This is a genomic window from Haladaptatus sp. T7 (assembly GCF_026008575.1).
GTDB lineage: Archaea > Halobacteriota > Halobacteria > Halobacteriales > Haladaptataceae > Haladaptatus > Haladaptatus paucihalophilus.
Map to the genome: position 1 here is coordinate 888,171 of NZ_BROP01000001.1, position 20,526 is coordinate 908,696.

At 63.1% G+C, this 20,526-nt stretch carries 24 protein-coding genes and 1 tRNA gene; 12 read left to right on the top strand and 13 right to left on the bottom strand.

From position 1 onward, the window contains the following. Positions 1 to 70 precede the first annotated feature (70 nt). On the top strand, positions 71 to 259 hold the full coding sequence (locus tag OPC11_RS04890) for a hypothetical protein (RefSeq protein ID WP_264781178.1): 189 nt from the start codon (positions 71 to 73) through the stop codon (positions 257 to 259). A gap of 76 nt (positions 260 to 335) precedes the next feature. Here the strand turns inward: OPC11_RS04890 and OPC11_RS04895 are convergent, their stop codons facing one another. The 4 genes from OPC11_RS04895 to OPC11_RS04910 form a co-directional block, all read right to left on the bottom strand. Further along, positions 336 to 854 (bottom strand): peptidylprolyl isomerase, encoded by a 519-nt coding sequence (locus tag OPC11_RS04895; RefSeq protein WP_026177782.1) that lies wholly within the window; start codon positions 852 to 854, stop codon positions 336 to 338. Between the two features lie 39 nt (positions 855 to 893). Next, positions 894 to 1,154 (bottom strand): hypothetical protein, encoded by a 261-nt coding sequence (locus tag OPC11_RS04900; protein WP_007976904.1) that lies wholly within the window; start codon positions 1,152 to 1,154, stop codon positions 894 to 896. Between the two features lie 41 nt (positions 1,155 to 1,195). After that, a complete protein-coding gene (locus tag OPC11_RS04905) occupies positions 1,196 to 1,408 on the bottom strand; it encodes a hypothetical protein (protein WP_018128813.1) in 213 nt (70 codons plus the stop codon). A 118-nt stretch (positions 1,409 to 1,526) separates the two neighbouring features. After that, positions 1,527 to 2,846: a cytochrome P450 gene (locus OPC11_RS04910; protein WP_264781179.1), complete on the bottom strand. Its 1,320-nt coding sequence runs from the start codon at positions 2,844 to 2,846 to the stop codon at positions 1,527 to 1,529. A gap of 49 nt (positions 2,847 to 2,895) precedes the next feature. Here OPC11_RS04910 and OPC11_RS04915 point away from each other — a divergent pair, with 49 nt between their 5' ends. From OPC11_RS04915 to OPC11_RS04925, 3 genes are all read left to right on the top strand, one after another. Beyond that, positions 2,896 to 3,021 (top strand): hypothetical protein, encoded by a 126-nt coding sequence (locus OPC11_RS04915; protein ID WP_264781180.1) that lies wholly within the window; start codon positions 2,896 to 2,898, stop codon positions 3,019 to 3,021. A 76-nt stretch (positions 3,022 to 3,097) separates the two neighbouring features. After that, complete coding sequence (locus tag OPC11_RS04920; RefSeq protein ID WP_007976896.1) at positions 3,098 to 3,229, top strand: hypothetical protein; 132 nt, start codon at positions 3,098 to 3,100, stop codon at positions 3,227 to 3,229. 144 nt (positions 3,230 to 3,373) lie between these two features. Further along, entirely contained in the window at positions 3,374 to 3,571 is a 198-nt protein-coding gene (locus OPC11_RS04925) for a hypothetical protein (RefSeq protein ID WP_264781181.1), read from the top strand. 260 nt (positions 3,572 to 3,831) lie between these two features. Here the strand turns inward: OPC11_RS04925 and OPC11_RS04930 are convergent. Continuing rightward, positions 3,832 to 3,905: transfer RNA gene (locus OPC11_RS04930), tRNA-Ile, on the bottom strand. 36 nt (positions 3,906 to 3,941) lie between these two features. Further along, entirely contained in the window at positions 3,942 to 4,499 is a 558-nt protein-coding gene (locus OPC11_RS04935; protein ID WP_264781182.1) for an FxsA family protein, read from the bottom strand. Positions 4,500 to 4,788: 289 nt separating this feature from the next. Between OPC11_RS04935 and carB the strand changes: the two genes are divergently transcribed. Beyond that, positions 4,789 to 7,926, top strand: a complete 3,138-nt coding sequence (carB, locus tag OPC11_RS04940; protein ID WP_264781183.1) for a carbamoyl-phosphate synthase large subunit — start codon at positions 4,789 to 4,791, stop codon at positions 7,924 to 7,926. On the opposite strand, the gene OPC11_RS04945 is transcribed toward carB, so the two are convergent. Next, positions 7,923 to 9,059 carry a hypothetical protein gene (locus OPC11_RS04945; protein WP_264781184.1) on the bottom strand — a complete coding sequence of 379 codons (1,137 nt, stop codon included), beginning with the start codon at positions 9,057 to 9,059 and terminating at the stop codon, positions 7,923 to 7,925. The two genes, carB and OPC11_RS04945, sit on opposite strands and share 4 nt — an antisense overlap. Before the next feature lie 174 nt (positions 9,060 to 9,233). On the opposite strand from OPC11_RS04945, the gene OPC11_RS04950 reads away from it, so the two are divergent. Further along, positions 9,234 to 9,959: an SDR family oxidoreductase gene (locus OPC11_RS04950; RefSeq protein WP_264781185.1), complete on the top strand. Its 726-nt coding sequence runs from the start codon at positions 9,234 to 9,236 to the stop codon at positions 9,957 to 9,959. A 61-nt stretch (positions 9,960 to 10,020) separates the two neighbouring features. Here OPC11_RS04950 and carA read toward each other — a convergent pair whose 3' ends face one another. After that, complete coding sequence (gene carA / locus OPC11_RS04955) at positions 10,021 to 11,091, bottom strand: glutamine-hydrolyzing carbamoyl-phosphate synthase small subunit (RefSeq protein ID WP_264781186.1); 1,071 nt, start codon at positions 11,089 to 11,091, stop codon at positions 10,021 to 10,023. Between the two features lie 102 nt (positions 11,092 to 11,193). Between carA and OPC11_RS04960 the strand changes: the two genes are divergently transcribed. Beyond that, positions 11,194 to 11,607, top strand: coding sequence for an Lrp/AsnC family transcriptional regulator (locus tag OPC11_RS04960; protein ID WP_007976883.1), 414 nt, complete (start codon positions 11,194 to 11,196; stop codon positions 11,605 to 11,607). Between the two features lie 68 nt (positions 11,608 to 11,675). Here OPC11_RS04960 and OPC11_RS04965 read toward each other — a convergent pair whose 3' ends face one another. Then, on the bottom strand, positions 11,676 to 12,380 hold the full coding sequence (locus OPC11_RS04965; RefSeq protein WP_264781187.1) for a PHP-associated domain-containing protein: 705 nt from the start codon (positions 12,378 to 12,380) through the stop codon (positions 11,676 to 11,678). A gap of 54 nt (positions 12,381 to 12,434) precedes the next feature. Here OPC11_RS04965 and OPC11_RS04970 point away from each other — a divergent pair, with 54 nt between their 5' ends. From OPC11_RS04970 to OPC11_RS04980, 3 genes are all read left to right on the top strand, one after another. Next, complete coding sequence (locus OPC11_RS04970; protein WP_007976878.1) at positions 12,435 to 13,403, top strand: YegS/Rv2252/BmrU family lipid kinase; 969 nt, start codon at positions 12,435 to 12,437, stop codon at positions 13,401 to 13,403. Between the two features lie 126 nt (positions 13,404 to 13,529). Continuing rightward, positions 13,530 to 14,027: a CBS domain-containing protein gene (locus tag OPC11_RS04975; RefSeq protein WP_007976876.1), complete on the top strand. Its 498-nt coding sequence runs from the start codon at positions 13,530 to 13,532 to the stop codon at positions 14,025 to 14,027. A 107-nt stretch (positions 14,028 to 14,134) separates the two neighbouring features. Next, complete coding sequence (locus OPC11_RS04980) at positions 14,135 to 15,070, top strand: EamA family transporter (RefSeq protein WP_264781188.1); 936 nt, start codon at positions 14,135 to 14,137, stop codon at positions 15,068 to 15,070. 18 nt (positions 15,071 to 15,088) lie between these two features. Here the strand turns inward: OPC11_RS04980 and purQ are convergent, their stop codons facing one another. Next, positions 15,089 to 15,763, bottom strand: coding sequence for a phosphoribosylformylglycinamidine synthase I (purQ, locus tag OPC11_RS04985; protein WP_264781189.1), 675 nt, complete (start codon positions 15,761 to 15,763; stop codon positions 15,089 to 15,091). After that, a complete protein-coding gene (purS, locus tag OPC11_RS04990; RefSeq protein ID WP_007976870.1) occupies positions 15,760 to 16,011 on the bottom strand; it encodes a phosphoribosylformylglycinamidine synthase subunit PurS in 252 nt (83 codons plus the stop codon). The genes purQ and purS overlap by 4 nt, the downstream gene beginning before the upstream one ends. A 295-nt stretch (positions 16,012 to 16,306) precedes the next feature. On the opposite strand from purS, the gene OPC11_RS04995 reads away from it, so the two are divergent. After that, the gene (locus OPC11_RS04995) at positions 16,307 to 17,257 is read left to right on the top strand and encodes a formyltetrahydrofolate deformylase (protein ID WP_007976869.1); all 951 of its coding nucleotides are present in this window, start codon (positions 16,307 to 16,309) and stop codon (positions 17,255 to 17,257) included. Position 17,258: 1 nt separating this feature from the next. Here OPC11_RS04995 and OPC11_RS05000 read toward each other — a convergent pair whose 3' ends face one another. Together OPC11_RS05000 and OPC11_RS05005 are read right to left on the bottom strand one after the other, a co-directional pair. After that, positions 17,259 to 17,903, bottom strand: a complete 645-nt coding sequence (locus OPC11_RS05000; RefSeq protein ID WP_264781190.1) for a class I SAM-dependent methyltransferase — start codon at positions 17,901 to 17,903, stop codon at positions 17,259 to 17,261. A gap of 96 nt (positions 17,904 to 17,999) precedes the next feature. After that, on the bottom strand, positions 18,000 to 19,019 hold the full coding sequence (locus tag OPC11_RS05005; protein WP_264781191.1) for a phosphoribosylaminoimidazolesuccinocarboxamide synthase: 1,020 nt from the start codon (positions 19,017 to 19,019) through the stop codon (positions 18,000 to 18,002). Positions 19,020 to 19,164: 145 nt separating this feature from the next. On the opposite strand from OPC11_RS05005, the gene cofH reads away from it, so the two are divergent. Beyond that, positions 19,165 to 20,517 carry a 7,8-didemethyl-8-hydroxy-5-deazariboflavin synthase subunit CofH gene (gene cofH / locus OPC11_RS05010; protein ID WP_264781192.1) on the top strand — a complete coding sequence of 451 codons (1,353 nt, stop codon included), beginning with the start codon at positions 19,165 to 19,167 and terminating at the stop codon, positions 20,515 to 20,517. The last annotated feature ends 9 nt before the right edge of the window (positions 20,518 to 20,526 follow it).

Here is a 20,526-nt window from a genome sequence, read left to right on the forward strand (position 1 = left end):
AGAAGACGAACAGCACGGATTCTCCGTTCGTGGGCAAAAACATGTAGAAACTCGACACGTCGTTTCGAATATGGGTCCGAAAGCGAAACACCTGCTCGGCGCGTGCCTTCTCGTCGTCGGTGCCCTCCTCTTCTTCTCCCTGTGGGTGTACCCGTTCCACTACGGTTTTACAGAAAGCGGCGTTCTCGCGGGACTGCTCTCGTCTGCCTCGCGCTGGTCGAAATCGTCCTCGACAACGCGTCGATCTGAGAACCGATGATTTGAGAACCGTCGATTCGAGTCCGAGAACCGCCACTCGTCGATAGCGAGAAAAAACGAACCGTTCGCGTCGGCGCTCAGTCGTGAATCTCGACGGATTCGAGAACCACATCGTCGAGCGGTTTGTCCTGCGGGTTCGTATCAACGTTGCCGATCTCTTCGACGACGTCCATGCCGTCGATGACCTCACCGAACACGGCGTGGCGGTTGTCGAGGTGCGGTTGAGCGTCGAGCGTGATGAAGAACTGCGAACCGTTGGTGTTCGGGCCGGAGTTCGCCATCGAGAGGATGCCCGGACCGTCGTGGGAGAGTTCGGGGTGGAACTCGTCGTCGAACTGGTAGCCGGGACCGCCGCGGCCGGTTCCGGTCGGGTCGCCGCCCTGAATCATGAAGCCGTCGATGACGCGGTGGAAGAGTACGTCGTCGTAGAGCGGTTGGTCGGTCATTCGGTCGCCCGACTGCGGGTCCGTCCATTCGCGCTCGCCGGTCGCCAGACCGACGAAGTTTCCGACGGTGCGGGGTGCGCGTTCGTCGAACAGTCGAACCTCGATGTCGCCGTGATTCGTGTGAAGCGTGGCCGTTAGGTCGTCTGCCATGTCCGAACGGTCGGCCTCCAAGGAAAAAAGACGTTCTATCTATCGACCGGCCGTCGTGTACAGCAGGGGCGCGATGACCAGCAACACGACGCCGAGATAGGCGTACGTGGCCGGTGCCCCCATCGACACGATGAGGAGGAACAGAATGCCGAACAGAATCGAGTTCAGCGAGAGTACTTTCCGTGACTTCAGCGGAATCGAAGCCACGAGCGAAACCGCGAACAGCGCGAAAATCGCGTCTCCGACGTTGATTTTGAGAAGGAAGTCGTCGACGAGCGGTAATGGGACGAACTCGAACATTCCTGTCCGAAAGTCGGTGTGAGTTCTCCTTTAAACTTCCGCTATGCCCCGCTCGAACCGGTCAACTCCAGCGGTCTGATCCAGACGTACCAGATTACGACGGCGGCCGAGAGATAACCGGTGTAGAAGATCACGGACCCGAGTAGACCGTATCCGCTCTGGGTCAGGACGTATTTCAGCATGCCCGGCACGATGACGCCGAGCGCCATCGCCAGGCCGAACCGAACCTTCTTCGCGGCGTTCCCTGTGCTCATACCACCGGCTTCGTCCTCCACTTGCGTGAATCGCACGGTTTTGCCCGCCGAGAGGTAAGCGACTGCACACGTGTCACTTGTCGATGTCGTCCGGGAGATGGACTGAAAGAGGAACGGTCTACCGCGCTCGCACCGTCACCTCGACCGGATTTGCCGGGTGCAAGGTGACGAGCGGAACGAGGTCCAACGGCGCGGTGGAAACGAGGTCGAACTCGAATCGCGTGCCGAGCGTCGCCAGCACGAGTTTCGCCTCGCGCATGGCGAAGCCGTCGCCGATACACTTGCGCGGGCCGCCGCCGAACGGGAAGTAAGCGAACGGCGGGAGGTCGCGGCGGAACTCGTCCGTCCAACGCTCGGGGCGGAATTCCCACGGGTCGGAGAAAAACCGCTCGTCGTGGTGGACGACCCACTGCGGCGTGGAGACGATGGTGTCCGCCGGGACGTGGAATCCGGCGAGTTCGTCCGCCGCTGCCGCCTGCCGGTAGACGACGTAGGCGGGCGGATACAGTCGCAGCGTCTCCGTCACGATGTCGTCGAGGTAATCGAGGTCCGCGAGGTCGGCGACCGTCGGCGTCCCCTCCACCACCGAATCGAGTTCGTCGTGAAATCGCTCCGCGACCTCGGGGTGTTTCGAGAGCAGATACCACGCGTACGTGAGCGTCAAGGCCGTCGTGTCGTGTCCAGCGAGCAACATCGTCATCATCTCGTTGCGGACGCTCTCGTCGGAGAGCGCTCCATCGTCGCGTCGGTCGAGCAACACGCCGAGCAGGTCGTCCTCGTCGCCGGTGTGCTCGTGTTGGCGGCGAATCTCCCGAAGGATTCGGTCCAATCTATCAACGGCGCGGCGATACCGCACATTTCGCGGCGTCGGTATCTCCTCGGGGACGAATCCCTGCGGACCGGGTTGGAAGCGCTCGCCGACTTCCATCAGGGCTTCCCGAATCGCGCGTTCCATCCCGTCGATTCGAGCGCCGAGCAGGCTCTCGACGACGATTCTGAGGGTGAGTTCCGACATCTCGGCGTGGATGTCGGTGTGCTCGCCGTCGGAAAACGAGTCGGCCAACTCGGTCGTATCGCGGACGATTATCTCCCCGTACTCGTCCAGTTTCTCGCCGTAGAAGGACGGTTGCATGGCCTTACGCTGACGCTGCCAGTGGTCGCCGTCGCTGGTCAGCAGACCGTCGCCGAGGAGACCACCGAGTCCCTCGTCGCCGCCCAGACTCGGCTTGCGGTAGTTCGCGGCGTTCGTCACGAGGACGCGTCGGATGGCCGCCGGGTCGGTCACCTGGTAGACCTCCGTCCCGTACACGTCGATGCGGGCCACGTCGCCGTACTCGCGTGCGACGCGCTCCATGAACCCCAGCGGGTCGTCCGCGTACTGCAGGCTCGACCCCAGAAACGGTACCCCCTCCGGTCCCGATGGTACCCGGTTCGCCATGGTTGTGATTGGGTCGCACGCGCTAAGAACCTGCGCCCGAACGAGTGGCATGATTTTTATAAATTCTAGTGGGAAGTTCGAACGGCGGGTGGACCTGCTGTTGGAGAACGAGACGGTCGGGGACGTGACAGCGCGACGAGGGCGGGAGCGAGAGCGGGGACTGGAATTCGACTGACGGCGGTTTCTTCCGAGTTTTCGAAGAACGGACCGAGCGCCACAACCGATTTCAGTGACTCTCCCGACGAGAACCCATGGAGAACGAAGGGGCGGAAACCGACTATCCGAATTGGCGCGGACTTGCGAAACACCTGCTGACGGGGGTGGCGGTCATCTCGTTCGTCTGGGTGGTACGGAAAGTGCAGAAGAGCCGAAGCAGTTGCTGACGGTCGTAAAGTGGTGGAGAATCGAACCGCGAGAGAGAACTCTCGAAGGCTCGTCGTCCCTCCAGAAATCACGAGTCCCGTTCACGGGTTCTCCGTCCAATGCTCAATCGATGGGACCTTTTATCTACCTGAGGTAGTGGGCACATGGCCCTGAAAAAGAGCCTTCTGAGCGGTTTCGTAGCATTCATCGTCGCAACAGCCGCCGCGCGTGTCGTCGGCGAGAAAGAACTCGGGACGCGGATCGGCATCTTGACCGGGGTGTCAGTGGCCCTGAGCACGTGGGTATCCAGTCGTCGGAGTGCGGCGGAAACCGAACTCGAAGACGAAACGACGGCTGCGTAATCGGACAAGAGCGTGAAGTAGAAGATAAACCGTGTATTTTTGCACACGTCGATAGATCGAACGACCCGTCGGTTTCGGGAAGGAGTTCACAGCGACCACCTCTGGCTATGGAAATCGCCAGAAGGCGTAAATAGCCGTCGGGAAACAAGTTCAACGTCACACGAGAAGCGGATCGCTGTAGAATGTGAGTACCGTAAGATTAGTTGGCTGGGGAGGTTGCGCCCCGTTTTCGATCGGTCAAAGACCGAGTGAAATTGGGATGGGCCAACGCGGATTTGAACCGCGGACCTCCCGGTTATCAGCCGAGCGCTCAACCTAACTGAGCTATTGGCCCCGGTTGGACGCATTTACTCGTTGCCGGTTGTGAGTTTTAAGGGTTTCCTTTCTCCTCCGAGTCGTCATCGAAATCGATATCATAGGCGTCCGAATCCACCCGGTACGTGTCACCACCGGAGCCGGTCGAGGAGGTCGTGTTGCCCGAATTTCCGGTTCCGGTGACGTTGCCGCCGTTGGGGAAGCCGAAGGTGTAGACGTTGCCCGTGGCGAACCCGCCGGTCTGCTTGTCGAGGTAGGGCGTGATGACCCACTTTTTCGCCACCGTACGGAACACCGCACGCGTGGGCGGGAGCGCGAACAGGAACCCGAGCGTGTCCGTGATGAGACCGGGCGTGAGCAGGAAGGCACCCGAGACGAGCAGGAAGCCGCCGTCGATGATTCGGTTCGTCGGGGCGTCCCCGCGTGCGAGGTCGGTTTGAATCCGTCTGATGGTGTGTCTCCCTTCGGCGCGGACGAGCATCATGCCGATGAGGGCGGTCAGTACGACGAGCGCGACGGTGATCATCCAGCCGATCTGCGAGGCGACGAAGATGAGGAACAGCCCGTCGAGTAACGGTATCAACAGCAACAGCGCCAGCAACCGTTTCCACATGATTCGACGTAGTGGTTCAGGCTGTAAAACCCTTTACCTGCAGATATGTACTCGAAGAGGCGAACGTGAGGAAGGAAAAATCCCCTGCTGAAACGCCGATTGCGCCCACGACAATTGTTCTTTCGTTCAGTTCTGGGCTCCGCCCCCCGCTTTCCGTCCTGTAATCCCCGGAATCCTCTCGAACAACGCAAATCTGCTCGTGGATTTCCGAAATTCGAAATTCAGTTTCGTACCTCGTAATGATTCGTGGGGCTTATTACGATGTACGAACTTCACATCGATAACAGCCATGAGTGAGGACACCGAGGACAGGACGATTTTGCTCATCGGAAGCGGACCCATCCAAATAGGGCAGGCAGCGGAGTTCGACTACTCCGGCGCACAGGCCTGCCGCGCGCTACAGGAAGAGGGGGCGCGAGTCGTTCTCGTGAACTCCAACCCGGCGACCATCATGACCGACCCGGAGATGGCCGACGAGGTGTACATCGAACCCATCACGACGGACGCCATCGCCGAAATCATCCGGAAGGAGCGCCCGGACGGCGTTATCGCCGGACTTGGTGGACAGACGGGACTGAACGTCACCGCCGAACTCAGCGAGGAGGGCATCCTCGACGAGTACGACGTGGAGATAATGGGAACGCCCCTCGACACCATCTACGCCACCGAAGACCGCGACCTCTTCCGCGAGCGGATGCAGGACTTGGGCCAACCGATGCCGCGTTCGACGACCATCACGCTCGACGAGGGCGAATCGGTCACGGAGTTGGACGAGGACGCGCTGGGTGAACGAGTCGAGGAAGCAGTGGAAACGGTCGGCGGCCTCCCCGTCATCTCGCGGACGACCTACACCCTCGGCGGGTCCGGGTCCGGCGTCGTCCACGAGATGGACGAACTGAAAGAGCGCGTGCGGAAGGGGCTGCGCCTCTCGCGCAACAACGAGGTGCTCATCACGGAATCCATCGAGGGATGGGTCGAACTGGAGTACGAGGTGATGCGCGACGCCGACGACTCGTGTATCATCATCTGCAACATGGAGAACCTCGACCCGATGGGGATTCACACGGGCGAGTCCACCGTCGTCACGCCCTCGCAGGTCATCCCCGACGAGGGACACCAAGAGATGCGCGACGTGGCCCTCGAAGTCATCCGCGATTTGGGGATTCAGGGCGGGTGTAATATCCAGTTCGCGTGGCACGACGACGGCACGCCCGGCGGCGAGTACCGCGTCGTCGAAGTGAACCCGCGCGTCTCGCGTTCCTCGGCGCTGGCCTCCAAGGCGACGGGCTACCCCATCGCCCGCGTCACGGCGAAGGTCGCGCTCGGTAAGCGCCTGCACGAAATCGAGAACGAGATCACGGGCGAAACCACGGCCGCGTTCGAACCCGCCATCGACTACGTGGTGACGAAGGTTCCGCGCTGGCCCAAGGACAAGTTCGACGACGTGGACTTCGAACTCAGCACCGCGATGAAATCGACCGGCGAGGCGATGGCCATCGGGCGCACCTTCGAGGAGAGCCTCCTCAAAGCCCTCCGCAGTTCCGAGTACGAACCCGACGCGGAGTGGGACGAAATTTCCGACGACGAACTCGAAACCCACTATCTCGAACGGCCGAGCCCCGACCGCCCGTACGCCATGTTCGAGGCGTTCGAGCGCGGCTACACCGCCGAACAGGTCGCGGACCTGACCGGCATCGAATCGTGGTACGTCGAGCGCTACGGCCGCATCGCGGAATCGGTCGAGGCCGCACAGGACGGCGAGTTCGCCCCGGCGGCCGAGAAAGGGTTCACGAACCAGGAGGTCGCGGCGATGGCCGGTGCCGACGTCGGGTCGGTCGAGACGGCCGCACCCGAGCGCTCGTTCAAGCAGGTCGATACCTGTGCGGGCGAGTTCGCCGCCTCGACGCCGTACTACTACTCCGCGCGGTCCGCCCGCGAGACGAACGTGTTCGGCAACGACGAACTGCAGGTGAATCCCGACGTGGAGAGCGTCGTGGTCGTCGGCGGCGGCCCGATTCGCATCGGGCAGGGCGTCGAGTTCGACTACTGTTCGGTCCACGCGGTCCGCGCGCTCCGCGAGATGGGCATCGAGGCCCACGTCGTGAACAACAATCCGGAGACGGTTTCGACGGACTACGACACCTCCGACGGCCTGTTCTTCGAACCGATAACGGCGGAAGAGGTCGCCGACGTCATCGAGGCGACGAACGCCGACGGCGTGATGGTCCAGTTCGGCGGTCAGACCTCGGTCGATATCGGTCACCCGCTGGAGGAAGAACTCGAACGCCGGGACCTCGACTGCAAGGTCCTCGGCACCACGGTGGATGCCATGGACCTCGCGGAGGACCGCGACCGCTTCAACCGCCTGATGGACGACTTGGGAATCGAACAGCCGACCGGCGGGAGCGCGACGAGCGAGGAGGAAGCCCTCGAACTCGCGCACGACATCGGCTACCCCGTCCTCGTGCGTCCGTCCTACGTCCTCGGTGGCCGCGCGATGGACATCGTGTACGACGACGACGAACTCACGGAGTACATCGAGGAGGCGGTCCGCGTCTCGCCCGACAAACCCATCCTCGTGGACGAGTTCCTCGCCGACGCGGTGGAACTGGACGTGGACGCCGTTTCCGACGGCGAGAACATCGTCATCGGCGGCATCATGGAGCACGTCGAGAGCGCGGGCGTCCACTCGGGTGACTCGGCCTGCATGATTCCGACTCGCTCGCTGTCCGAGGAGACGCTCTCTCGCGTCCGTGACGTGACTGAAGACATCGCCCGCGCCCTCGACACGGTCGGGCTGCTCAACGTCCAGTTGGCCGTTCAGGACGGAACGGTCTACGTCCTCGAAGCCAACCCGCGTTCCTCGCGGACGGTTCCGTTCGTCTCGAAGGCGACGGGCGTCCCGATAGCGAAACTCGCGGCGAAGGTGATGGCCGGGGAGACGCTTGCTGACCTCGATGCCGCCGAACAGATTCCCGAGCAGACGAGCGTGAAAGAGGTCGTCCTCCCGTTCGACCGCCTCTCCGGGTCCGACCCGCGCCTCGGCCCGGAGATGAAATCGACGGGTGAAGTGATGGGCACCGCCGACTCGTTCGGCAAGGCCTACGAGAAGGCCCAATCCGCCGCCTCGAACGCGCTTCCGACGGAGGGCGTCGCGGTCGTCGAACTCGACGTGGACGGCTTCGGCGACTACTACGAACTCGCCGAGTTCGAGGACACCGCGAAGGCGGTCCGGGAAGGCAAAATCGACCTCCTCGTGAGCGACGACCGCGAGGCATTGGAGATGGCCGTCGAGGAGGATATCACGTACTTCACGACCGCCGCCAGCGCGACGGCGGCGGTCGAAGCGCTCGGCGCGCGCGACGAACCGATTTGCGTGCAGTCGGTCGGCGACAGGCCGAAGGTCGAGCGCGAGTGGGGTCGTTAGGCGGGAACCTTGTAGAACATACTCGTCGAACTGAGCCAGTGTGACGAACCGTCGTCGATGAACTGGCCTTTCACCTCGTTTTCACAGATGTTCCTGCGGTCCATCTCCGGGTCGTACCAGTTCATCGACGCCGCGCTCGACGGCTGGAAGCCGACGAAGTTTTCGCGGGTGTCGTCGCCGCCGTTGACCTTCAACTGCCATTGGTTGTACTCGTTGTAGGCCGAAGACTCGTCCACGACTTCGACGTTCGGTTGGGAGTACGACCACGAGATACCGGCCGAAACCTGCGCGGTCATCCACCCTGCGGTCACGCTGAGGGAGTACGCCGTCGACGAGGAACCGCCTTGGGTTCCGTAGGGTTTCCACTGGCCGTAGTCGACGTCGGTGTTCCCCATCTCGCTCTTGTTCCATCGGTGAAACACCCGTCCCCACTCGTTTTCGTAGCCGGACCCGAACGCCTGCGTCCCCGGTTCGAATCCCGCGGGGGAATGGAACGAGTGAACGTCTCCGTCCGTGCTGTCGAGGGTGTCTTCGAACCAGTAAAACGTCGCCCCGGCGACGCCGTACGGGTCCTTCGCGTATTCGAGTTTCTGCGAATAGGTCTGCTGCATGTTGTCCGTCCCGGACACGGTTCCGCCAGCCATCGTCGTGGCCCGTCGTTCGGACGCCTCGATAGCCGATGAAAGTTCGGCGACCCGGGAGTCGAATCGTTTGTGAATCAGCGCTTCGGCCCGTCCCGATTGCGCTTTGGGCGTCGTCGTATCCTCGCCAGCGATGCCGACGTACGAACGGGCGACGCCGTTCGCGTCGAAACCGTAGGCGTACGCGACCACCTCACCGCCGTTCGACCGTTGCTCGCTCGCCGGAATTGCGTCCGGGGAATATCCGTTCCTTCGTTCGAAATCGCGGACAGCACGTCGCTGGGCCTCACGCCGCTGCGCTTCGGAAATCGCCGCTCCGCAGGATGCTGTTACCGTCTGAACGTCGCTTCCGCGAGGCGATTTCCCGTTCGATACCGCACTGGCAAGACCGGTCCCACCGACGATGCTCGTCAGTCCGAGCGCGCCGGTTTTGAGAATTGCCCGCCTGTCCGGTTGCGTTCCGTCCGTATCTCCGTTGTAGCTTCTCTTCATAGCTGCAAATTATTTAATAGAGTGCAATAATAAATAATTAATCTAGACCTTAGTAAATTTATTATTTTATTACTTATGGAAATATATGGGTAGCGACGTGTAGCGGTCCCGGTGAGTCGGCACGACACCGTTGGCCGCGAGACCTTTCAGGGTTCTACGCCTACCCACGCTACAATGTCGAACGAAATCGAGCGACTGCTCGTCGCGGGTGCCAGCGGCGGAACGGGACGTGAACTTCTCCGACGACTGCGCGATACGGATATCACCGTCAGGGCGATGACTCGCTCGCGCGAGAAGGAGCGAACGCTGTCGGAAGACGGTGCGGACGAGGTTATCGTCGGCGACCTGCTGGACCCGGCGGACGCCTCCCGCGCCGTCGCCGACTGCAACGGCGTCCTCTGTGCTGTCGGGTCGTCGCCGGGATTGCACGCTCTGATGGGCGACCTCGTGGACGGGGCGGGCGTCGAGAACCTCGTCCATGCGGCCGTCGCCGCCGACGTCGAGCACTTCGTCTTCGAGAGTTCCATCGGCGTCGGCGACTCCCGTGAAGGGATTCCCGCCCCGTTTCGATTCCTCCTCTGGCGCGTCCTCAACGCGAAAAACCACGCCGAATCCGTGCTTCGGACCTCGGGTGTTCCGTACACCATCATCCGCCCCGGCGGACTGACGAACGCGCCCGCGACCGGCGACGTGTTGGTCGGCGAGGGCGGCGAAACCGTCTCCGGGTCCATCCCGCGTGCGGACGTCGCTCGACTGATGCTCGCCTCACTCTTTACGCCAGAAGCCGAGAACCGGACGTTCGAAGTCGTCAGTCGGGACGGCCACCGCGGAACGTCGCGGGGGCTGGTCGAACTCGATTGGAACGTCCCGGGCGAGAAAGGAATCGAAATCGAGGAATAATCGGAAAACGGTACGTCGCGTTACCGCCGATAATCAGCGGTCGGTGAGTGGAGTCGGAGTCTTAGTCCGCGGCGACGAGTCGCCGTCGAGGTGCCATCGAGAGAACGTCGTCGAAGAATCCTAGGGTGTCGTTCGGTCCGGGGTTGGCTTCGGGGTGGTACTGGCGCGTCAGGATGTCGAGATCGTCGCTCTCCAATCCTTCCGGCGTGTCGTCGTTGACGTTGATCTGCGTGACTTCGAGGTCGCCGGGGTCGGCGACGGTGTAGCCGTGGTTCTGCGTCGTCATGACGACCTGTCCAGATTCGAGGTCGCGGACGGGCTGGTTGACGCCGCGGTGACCGAAGTCCATCTTCTCGGTCGTGCCGCCGAGCGCGCGGGCGATGATCTGCTGTCCGAGGCAGATGCCCGCGAGCGGCAGTTCGCCGACGAACGTCTCGACCAGTTTCTGGGCCGCTTCGAAGTTCGCAGGGTCGCCCGGACCGTTCGAAACGAAGAGCACGTCGGCATCGACGCCCTCCACGTCGGCCGCGGTCGCGTCGTGCGGGAGGACGTGGACGTCCGCACCGCGTTCGACCAGCGAGTCGATGATGCTTCCCTTCGCGCCGCAGTCGATGAGCGCGACGGTCGTGTCGGTCTCGTCACCGTCACCGAGGTGAATCTCGTGTTCGGAGACGCTGACCTGCTCGCCGATGTCGTCGTGGTCGCTCATGCCCGGACAGCGTTCGAGTTCCGCGAGCGCGTCCTCGGGCGTGGCGTTCTCGCCGACCGCGATACCGCACTTCATCGCACCCTGCTCTCGAATCCCGCCGACGAGGTCGCGGGTGTCGAGGTGGTCCACCGCGGGAACGCCCTCGGCTTCGAGCCACTCGGCGACGTCTTCGGTCAGTTCACGCGCGACGACGGCGCGCGGGTGTACTCGGTCGCTCTCGAAGCGCTCCTCTCGGACGCCGTAGTTCCCGATGAGGGGGTACGAGAACGTGAGTACCTGTTCTTCGTAGGACGGATCGGTGAGGCTCTCCTCGTAACCCGTGTATGCTGTTGTAAAAACCAGTTCTCCGCAAGCCGTTCCCGGAGAACGACCACGGGCTTCCACCACATGGCCACCCTCCAGCGCGACGTAGGCACCCGGCATTACGAGATTCATATGCAATCCGGGCCTATAAACCTTGCTTTCGAAGCATTGTTACGAAATTCGTAATCGTCAAGTAGCGTGCACCACTACCTGCAAATCTCCATGGACGCACTCGACCGACAGATACTGAATCTCCTCCGGCGAGACGCCCGCACACCGTACACAGAGATAGCCGAAGCGGTCGGAACGTCGGAAGGGACCGTTCGAAATCGAGTCGAACGCATGACCGAGGACGGCGTTATCGAGCGGTTCACGGTTACGACCCACACGGGGAACGTGAAAGCGATGATAGAAATCGGCGTAGACGTGGCCGTCGACACGACGAGGATGTCCGACACGCTCGCGGAGTGGGAACAGGTCGATTTCGTCTGGCAGGTCAGCGGCGAGGACGACATCGTGCTCGTCGTGGACGCCTCCGACACGCAAGGCGTGAACCAACTCATAACCCGCGCGCGGGAGTTGGAGGAAGTTGTGAGTACGAAGACTCGATTGATTTTGGACGAGCGACTCGGTTGAGGCCATCTCGGCCGAATCCGAGAGCATCCCGAGATGAGTCGAAGAGTGATTTTGGACGAGCGACTCAGCTAGTCTTCCGGTTTCGGCGGTTCGCCGACGCCGGGTGACTCCTCCTCGGGGCGGTGGAGGTTGTCCTTCCCTTCGTGCACCTTCCGATAACCGCGGCGGACGAGTTGGTCGAACGTTCCCCGCTCGACCCGCGGTTCGACGCGGCCGTCCCGAATCGCGCTGACGACGCTCTCGGGCGTCAAGACGTCCGCATCGACCATCGTGTACGCGCGCCCGACTTCGACCGGGTAGTGGGCGTCGCTGCCGCCGACCAGCGGCAGGTCGTAGCTCTCCGCCAGTTCCCGCGCCCACTCCTCGGTTCGAGGGTGTTTGCCGTTGATTTCGATGGCGTCGAAGTCGGAGTCCACTTCGCGCACGGTGCTGTTCCGGTACGGATGGGCGACGATGGCGGCACAGCCTCGTTCGTGGGCGAGGGCGACGGTTTCCTTCGGCGTGAGCGTCCCGGGTTCGGTGCGCGTCGGCGGGTCGGGACCGACGACGAGGACGTGGCCTTTCGTCGTGGAGATTTCGATACCCGGTATCGTCTTCACGACGCGTCCGACGAACGGGTGATAGTAATCGTGGTTCGTCAACGCCACGCCGTCCAGTCCGCGGTAGCGCGCGCCGAGTTCGAGGAGTCTGACTCCCAGCGGGTCGAACAGCGCGGCGGCGCGTTCACGGCCGTGGAAGAATCGCGTGTGAGCGTGAAGGTCGAGGGCGAACACGTCCGTAGCTATACCGCCGATAGCTCTTTGGTTTTTCCGCCGGTCAGTCAGTGCATGAAAGCCGACGAGGAGGGTGCGGTGGACGACCTCGTGGCGAACGAGGACGCCATCGAGTACGAGCGCGTCGTCGTGTTGAACCCCGTCAGCGGTAACGCGAACCACCGCGAGCAGGTCCAGCGCCTCGCGACGGAGTACGACTGTACCGTCCTCGAAACACAGGGTGAGGGGGATGCTCGCGAGTTCGCGCGCCACGCCGCGGAGAACGGTGCCGCCGTGGTCGCGGCCGCGGGCGGCGACGGGACGATACACGAAGTCGTCCGCGGATTGGACGACGCCGACGCGCTGGACGCCGTGACGTTCGCCGTGATTCCGGCCGGAACGGGGAACAACTTCGCCGGAAACGTCGGCGTCACCGGAATCGAACACGCCTTCGAGGTCCTCGACGCGGGCGAACGGCGGCGAATCGACCTCGGCACCACGAACGGACGGCCCTTCGTCAACTCGTGTGTCGGGGGGCTGACCGCGGACGCGAGCCACCAAACCGACCCGGAGCAGAAGGCGCGCCTCGGCGTGCTGGCATACGTCGTGAACACCCTTCGGTTGATGACCGACTACGAGGGGCTTCCGCTCACGATAGCGGCGTCCGACGAGGGCGACGTGACGTGGTCCGGCGACGCGGTGTTCGTCCTCGTCGGCAACGGGCGACGGTTCCCGGCGAAGGGCCGGACGCAAGCGAACATGGAGGACGGTCTGCTGGACGTGACCGTCATCGAGAAGACCCCCACCGCGAACCTGCTTCAGGAGGCGACGATGCGACGCCTGTTCGGCAGCGAAACGGAGAACGTGACCCACCTCAAGACGCCCGCGCTGGAGATAGCGGTCGAACAGGATTCGCCCGTCGAATTCAGTCTGGACGGCGAGAAGGGCGAATGGGACGGATTGACGCTCGGCGTTCGACCCCGCACGATGGAACTCTGTGTCGGCGAAGAGTACGAGCGATATCCCGAGAATTCCGGCGAGTGAGCGGCGATTCGTTCGGGTGACGGGGCGGTCGAGGTCCCCTGACCGTACCACAGAGGCGTTCGACGGATTCTCACGGAGCGCAGTCGTGTAATAACGTTTACCCCGCGTGCGCACCAGCGTTCACGTATGGCAATCACCGCCCGCGACCTGATGACGAACGACGTGGAAACCGTCGCACCGGACGACGAAATCGGCGAAGTGCTGACGCGTCTCGCACGGGTTCAGTTCAACGGCTTCCCCGTCACCGAGGACGGGGAAGTCGTCGGCATCGTCACCCAACACGACCTCGTACACATGTTTCAGCCGAGCGACCGAACGCTGTGGATTCCCATTGGTTTTCCCCCGTTCCTCGAAAGCCTCGAATACGGCTTCGACCTCTCGTGGGACGAACTGGATACCAGTCTCGACCTCGCGAAAAACGCCGGAAAGCCGATTCGAAGCGTCATGACCGAGGACGTGGTGACGGTGACGCCCGACGACGACATCGACCACATCCTCGACCTGCTCGTCGATACCGAACGGGACATCAACCGCCTCCCGGTGGTCGAGGACGGGAGCCTCGTCGGCATAATCGCTCGACAGGACGTGCTGCGAGCGCTTCGGGACGAACGCCGAGAGGAGTAAGGAGTCGAACGCGGGGAGTCCGACCGGCATCGTGAATCCGCGACCGAACCCGGCATTCGAGGGGGGTTTTCGAAAGCTACTCCCCCTCACGGAAGAGACCTCGTAGAGTGAGCCGGTATCGAAACCTTCTGTTGTTCATCATCCTCGCCGCGTTCTGGGGGTCCGCGTTCATGGCCATCCGGGCCGGACTGGAGTTCATCCCCCCGGTGTTGTTCGCGGCGATTCGCTACGACGTGGCGGGCGTCCTGATGCTCGCCTACGCCATCTACGTCACCGACCGGTGGCGCCCGCGGACGAGCGGCGAGTGGAAACTCGTCCTCGTCGGCGGCGCGCTCATGATCGCGGCCTACCACGCGTTCCTGTTCGTCGGCGAACAGGATACGCCGAGCGCGGCGGCGGCCGTCATCGTCAGCCTCAGTCCCATCCTCACGACCGGTTTCGCGCGGATGTTCCTCCCGAGCGAGCGACTTACCCCCGCCGGAATCGCGGGGCTGCTCCTCGGGTTCGTCGGCGTCGCCGTCCTGAGTTTCGCCAACGCAGGGTCGAGCGAGTCGCTGACGACGAGCATCGTCCCCCAGATTCTCGTCTTCCTCGCCGCGTTCTCCTTCGCGCTCGGAAGCGTGCTGACCCAGCGTATCGAGGCCGAACTCCCCATCGAAACGATGGAGGCGTGGTCGATGCTCCTCGGCGCGCTCATGATGCACGGCATCAGCATCGCCCGACCGAGCGAATCCGTCTCGGCCATCGAGGTGACGCCGGAAGCAATCGCCGCCGTCGCCTACCTCTCTATCTTCGCCAGCGCCGTCGGGTTCCTCATCTACTTCGACCTGCTCGACCGCCTCGGGGCGGTCGAGATCAACCTCGTCTCCTACGTCGCGCCGGTGTTCGCCGCGATTACGGGCTGGTTCTTCCTGCAGGAACCGGTGACGCCGCTGACCGTTGCTGGGTTCTGTATCGTCTTCACCGGCTTTTGCCTGCTGAAGCGGCGCGCGATTTCGCGCGAACTGCCGCGGATAACCGGCGCGTTCTCGTCCGGCCGCTGAAAAATCGCGTCTCGAAACTCAGGCGAATCCGAGGAGGACGCCCTCGCCGTCGGTGCCACCGATGTCGGGAAGCGTCGCTCGCTCGGGGTGTGGCATCATGACCGCGACGGAATCCGACTCGCCGACGATTCCGGCCACGTTGCCCTTCGACCCGTTGGGATTCGTTCCGTCGGCCACCACGCCGTTCTCGTCGCAGTAGCGGAAGAGAATCCGGTCGTCCGCGTCGAGTTCGTCGTACTTCTCGTCGGTGATTTCGAATCGACCCTCGCCGTGCGCGATGGGGACTTCGATAACCTGCCCCTCCTCGTAGGCCGCGGTCCACGGCGTGTCGGCGTTTTCGACCCGGAGATAGACGTGTTCGCACTGGAAGCGCGCGCTCCGGTTGGTCGTGAACGCGCCCGGCGTCAGGCCGGATTCACAGCCGATTTGTGCGCCGTTGCAGACGCCGAGGACGGGAACGCCCGACTCTGCCGCCTCGCGGACCTGCGCCATGATGGGCGAGTTGGCGGCGATGGCCCCCGCACGGAGGTAATCGCCGTACGAGAATCCGCCCGGCAACATCACGCCGGTCGTGTCCTCGGGCAGGTCGTCCTCGTGCCAGACGAGTTCGGCGTCGATTCTGAGGTGGGAGAGCGCGCGCACCGCGTCGCGGTCGCAGTTGCTCCCGCCGAACTGGACGATTGCGACCGTCATCGCTCCTCGACCGCGACCGTGTAGTCGTGAATCGTCGGATTGGCGAGCAGGCGCTCTGCCATCTCACCGGCGCGCTCCTCCGCGTCCGCGGACGACTCGGCGTCGAGGTCGATTTCGAACACGTCCGCAGAGCGGAGCGAGTCCAGTTCGAAGCCGAGTCGTTCGAGCGCGCCTCGCGTCGTTTCGGCCTCCGGGTCGAGGACGCCCCCTTTCAACCGAACCGTCACCGTCGCGGTGTAAGCAGTCATCGGTTGACCGTGCGCGTCCGTGTTCAAAAGCTCTTTTGGAACGAAGTCGTTGTGCACGTTCGTGTGGTTCTAACGGGGGAGCGTCACCCCACGACCAGCGGCCGACGCCGTTCGTCCTCGTTTTCGCTCCGCCTGTTTCGGTTCACGCCGTGGTTGTCGCCGGGCGGTATTCGAGTAGGCACACCCTGCTACTTGTCAACGCGGACGGGAAATTTTGCACCGTCACAAACGCTTTTGCCACCCTGACCCGATACGTTTCTTCCATGGCCGTACCTCGTAACCGGCAGGTGAAGCGATGAACCACCGAGAGCTGACCGAAATCACCGTCGTCGGGGACGACGATACCGGACTCGTCGCCCGCGTCACGACCCTCCTCTTCGAGCGCGGAATCAACATCGAGGACGTGGACCAAGCCGTCCGCGAAGGCGTCTTCCGCATGACGATACTCGTCGAGACGAGCGAGATGTCCGTGAGCAAGCACCGACTCCGGCGCGACCTCGCCGAACTCGGCGACGACCTCAACGTGGACGTTCGCGTCCGCTTCCCGTCGGAGCGCGACTCACGACAGGTCGCCGTGCTCGTCACCAAGGAGTCACACTGTCTCCGGCGACTCCTCGACGAGCGCAACGAATTCGACGCCGAAATCGGGGTCGTCATCGGGAACCACGACGACCTCGAACCGGTCGCGAAGGAACACGGCATCCCGTTCCACGACGTCGGCGACGAACGCGGCGTTCACGACGAGGAGCGACTCCTCTCTCTGTTGGACGACTACGACGTCGACCTCGTGGTCCTCGCGCGGTTCATGCGCATCCTCAGCCCCAACGTCGTCTTCCGGTACGAGGGGCGTATCATCAACATCCACCCGAGCCTGCTTCCGGCCTTCCCCGGCGCGAAGGCGTACCGGCAGGCGAAGGAAGCGGGCGCGCGAATAGCGGGCGTCACCGCCCACTACGTGACGACCGATTTGGACCAAGGTCCCATTATCACCCAGCGGGCGTTCAACGTGCCGGACGGCGCGAGCGTCGATGAACTACGCGAGCGAGGCCAACCGCTCGAAGCCGACGCCCTGCTCGAAGCCGTGCGCCTGCACCTGAACGACGACGTGGAGATTCGCCGCGGCCGGACCGAACTCCGCGACGGCGGAGACGAAACCTACCACCTCGGCATGCCGGACGAACTCGACGACGTGACGCCCGACGGACCCGTCGATGGGACGATTACCGTGGGCAAGTCGGACGACTGACCTACTGATTGTAGTCCTCAGGGTCGAGTTTTCGCGCCAAGACGAAACAGGTGTCGCCACCTAAAACGTCGTTGACGGTCTGTCGCCAGAGAACGTCGAACCCCGCGTTTTCGAGTGTCGTGACGCTCTCGTCCGGGGACGGGACGCTCCAGTGCATCTCGACGCCGGTGCCGAGCCAATCGTCGTTGCTCCCTTCCCACGCCGTGGAACCGACCGTGAGCAGGAGGTGGCCACCCGGACGCAACAGGCGATAGAACTCGCTCGCCACGTCGGGATGCTCGTCGGTCGGCACGTGGATCACCGAGTGATACGCACAGATTCCGTCGAACGTCTCGTCCGTCAGACCGAGCGCGGTCATATCGGCCTGACAGAATTGCCCCTCGGGGACGTTCTCGCGGGCGCGGGCGACCTGTTCGCGGGAGAAATCGACGCCGACGAGGTTCGTGTGAGTCGCCAACAGTTCTGCGATGGGACGGCCCGCGCCGCATCCGGCGTCGAGGACACGGGCGTCGTCGGGGAGATGGCCGTGGAACTCCGCCAAGAGGGCGATGTCCTCGCTCTCCTCGTCGCTGCCGTTTCGCTCGGCGAGGTAGTCATCCGCGATTCGGTCGTAGGCGCGACGAACGTCGTTTCTCTCGTGGGGCATGGGTCGGAACGGTGAAACCGTACTGTCGTTCCATGGTTCGGTCTCGTATAAAAAGGTTCGCCGACGGCGTTCGTGCCGTCGTTTCGAAAGTCCGCGTTACAGGTTCTTGATGGCCATCACCGCATCCTCCAGCGACGGCGCGTCGAACAGGTCCCTATCGACGTAGGCGTTCGTTCCCGCGGTGTAGAGGTCTCGGGCGGCGGTGATAACGCCGTCCGGGAGGGGTTGCGGTTCGACCGAGCACAGCGATTTCCAGTCGGCCACGTCGCGCTCTTTCGCCTCGACCTTGGCGTCTCGAACCGCGTCGACCCACTCGGTCTGCTCGCGCTTGTGGTACTGGCGGATGGACTCCTTGCTGACCTGCTGGCCGTGGAAGGTGAATCGGTTCTCGTCGAAGGTTCCAACCACGTCGGCGACGCGAATCTCGCCGTCGTAGTAGAGACACTCGATTTTGCCGTCCTCGTGGGTGAGGTCCGCTTTGGCGGCCTGCCGGGTAACGAAGTCGTTCACCTCGTGAGCGATTCGCTCCAGTTCGTCCACGTCGGCCTTTCCGGCGATTTCGTCGGCTTCGCTCCGCGAGAGGTAGCGGTCGCTCTCCTCGAACTTGGTCGAAAACTCGACGGCGGGTTCTTCGAGTTGAACGGCCCCGTCGGGCCACTCCGGGAAGTCGAGCCCGTGGTCTTCCGGGTCGGTCCGTCGTCGAAGGCTCGACCCGACCGGTACGCTGTTACGGAAGACGATTTCCAACGGGATGAGGTAGTTGTCGTCCGCGCCGCTATGAAAGAGGTCGTAGTCGTAGTCGCGCCCCTCGCGCGGCAGGTTCGGAACCTGCGTGAGGTCGATGGCCATCTCGGTCGGCGGTTCGGTGACGTCCGAGAGGGGGACGACCTCGCCGTCGGAAACGACGCCGCGGTAGTGGGTCGGGATACCTTCCTCTTCCAGTCGTTCGAAGTTGAACGCGCCCATCGTACAGAGGCTGGCACCCTTGTCGGGAATCGTATCGGGCATCTTGCCCCAATCGAACACCGAGTAGTCGTCCGTGAACACGAACGACCCGCGCCCGAGCGAGTCCGGCGTCGGTTCGCGTTCGACCCGGAACTCCTTCACACTCGTCATGGTGTTGGGTCGGCCGCCCCCCGACTAAGTAGTTTCCATCTTCGTGCTGAACTGCACCGACATGTGGCCGAAAGATGTACATATGTATGCGATACGGACTGCCGTGACCCGGCGATTTTTGGGGGTCCGACGGGATTGATGGGGCATGACTAACGTGCGCGCGGAGAGCAACGTACCTCGGGAGGGGTTCGGGTTCGAACACGTACCCGAAACCGACCAATCGTTCGAGAACGCGCTGGAACGGGCGCGAAACGGCGACCGACTGACGGTCGCCGACGGCGTGGAACTGCTGACGACCGGCACCGACCGTCCCGGCATCGACATCACCCGAAAGGAGCGCGTGCTGGAAGCCGCGGACCGGCGGCGCGAGGAGGTCGTCGGGGACCGCGTGACCTTCGTCGCCAACCTGAACAACAACGTCACGACGGCGTGCAACACGGGGTGTCTCTTCTGTAACTTCAAGAACACCGCCCAGAACTTCGAGGTCGGTTCGGATGAGGAGCACGGCGGATTCACGAAAACGCCCGAGGAGTCACGCGAAATCGTCGCCGACGCGCGCGAACGAGGGATTTACGAAGTGACGTCCGTCAGCGGCCTGCATCCCGGAATGGCGCTGGACGACGACCACCTCGAACTCCTCGAAGCGAGCGAACGGGGCGACCTGAACTACAAATCGCCGGACGAGTACACGATCGACCCCGCGACGTACACCGAGCAGATACGCGCGATGAGCCTCCCCGGAATCCACGTCCACTCGATGACGCCCGAGGAGGCCTACCACGCCCGCCGCGGCACTGACTGGAGCTACGAGGACGTCTTTCGAAAGCTGAAGGCTGCCGGCCTCGACAGCGTTCCGGGCACCGCCGCGGAGATTCTGGTGGACGAGGTGCGCGGCGTCATCTGTCCCGGAAAAATCGGCACGGACGAGTGGATGGAGGCGATGGAGGCCGCCGCGAACGTCGGCCTCGACACCACGGCGACCATCATGTACGGCCACGTGGAAAACGAGATGCACCGCGTCCTCCATCTGGAGCGACTCCGGGAGCTACAGGACCGAACCGGCGCGATAACGGAGTTCGTCCCGCTCTCGTTCGTCCACCAGAACACGCCGCTGTACGAGCGCGGCATGGTCGAAAACGGCGCGAGCACCCACGAGGACGAACTGCTCATCGCCGTTTCCCGCCTGTTTCTGGATAACATCGACAACATCCAATCGTCGTGGGTGAAGTACGGCGACGAACAGGGGTTGAAGATGCTCTCGTGTGGCGCGAACGACTTCATGGGCACCATCCTCTCGGAGGAGATTACGAAGCGGGCGGGCGGGCAGTTCGGCGAGTTCCGCTCGTTCGAGGAGTACGTCGAAATGATAACCGCCATCGGCCGCGTCCCGGCGGAGCGTTCGACCGACTATCGCCAAATCCGTGAAATCGACCCCGACGACCCGCCGTTCGGCCCCACGCTCGGGCCGTGCGCCGACGGAACGCCGCTGCTCGACTGACGAACCGAA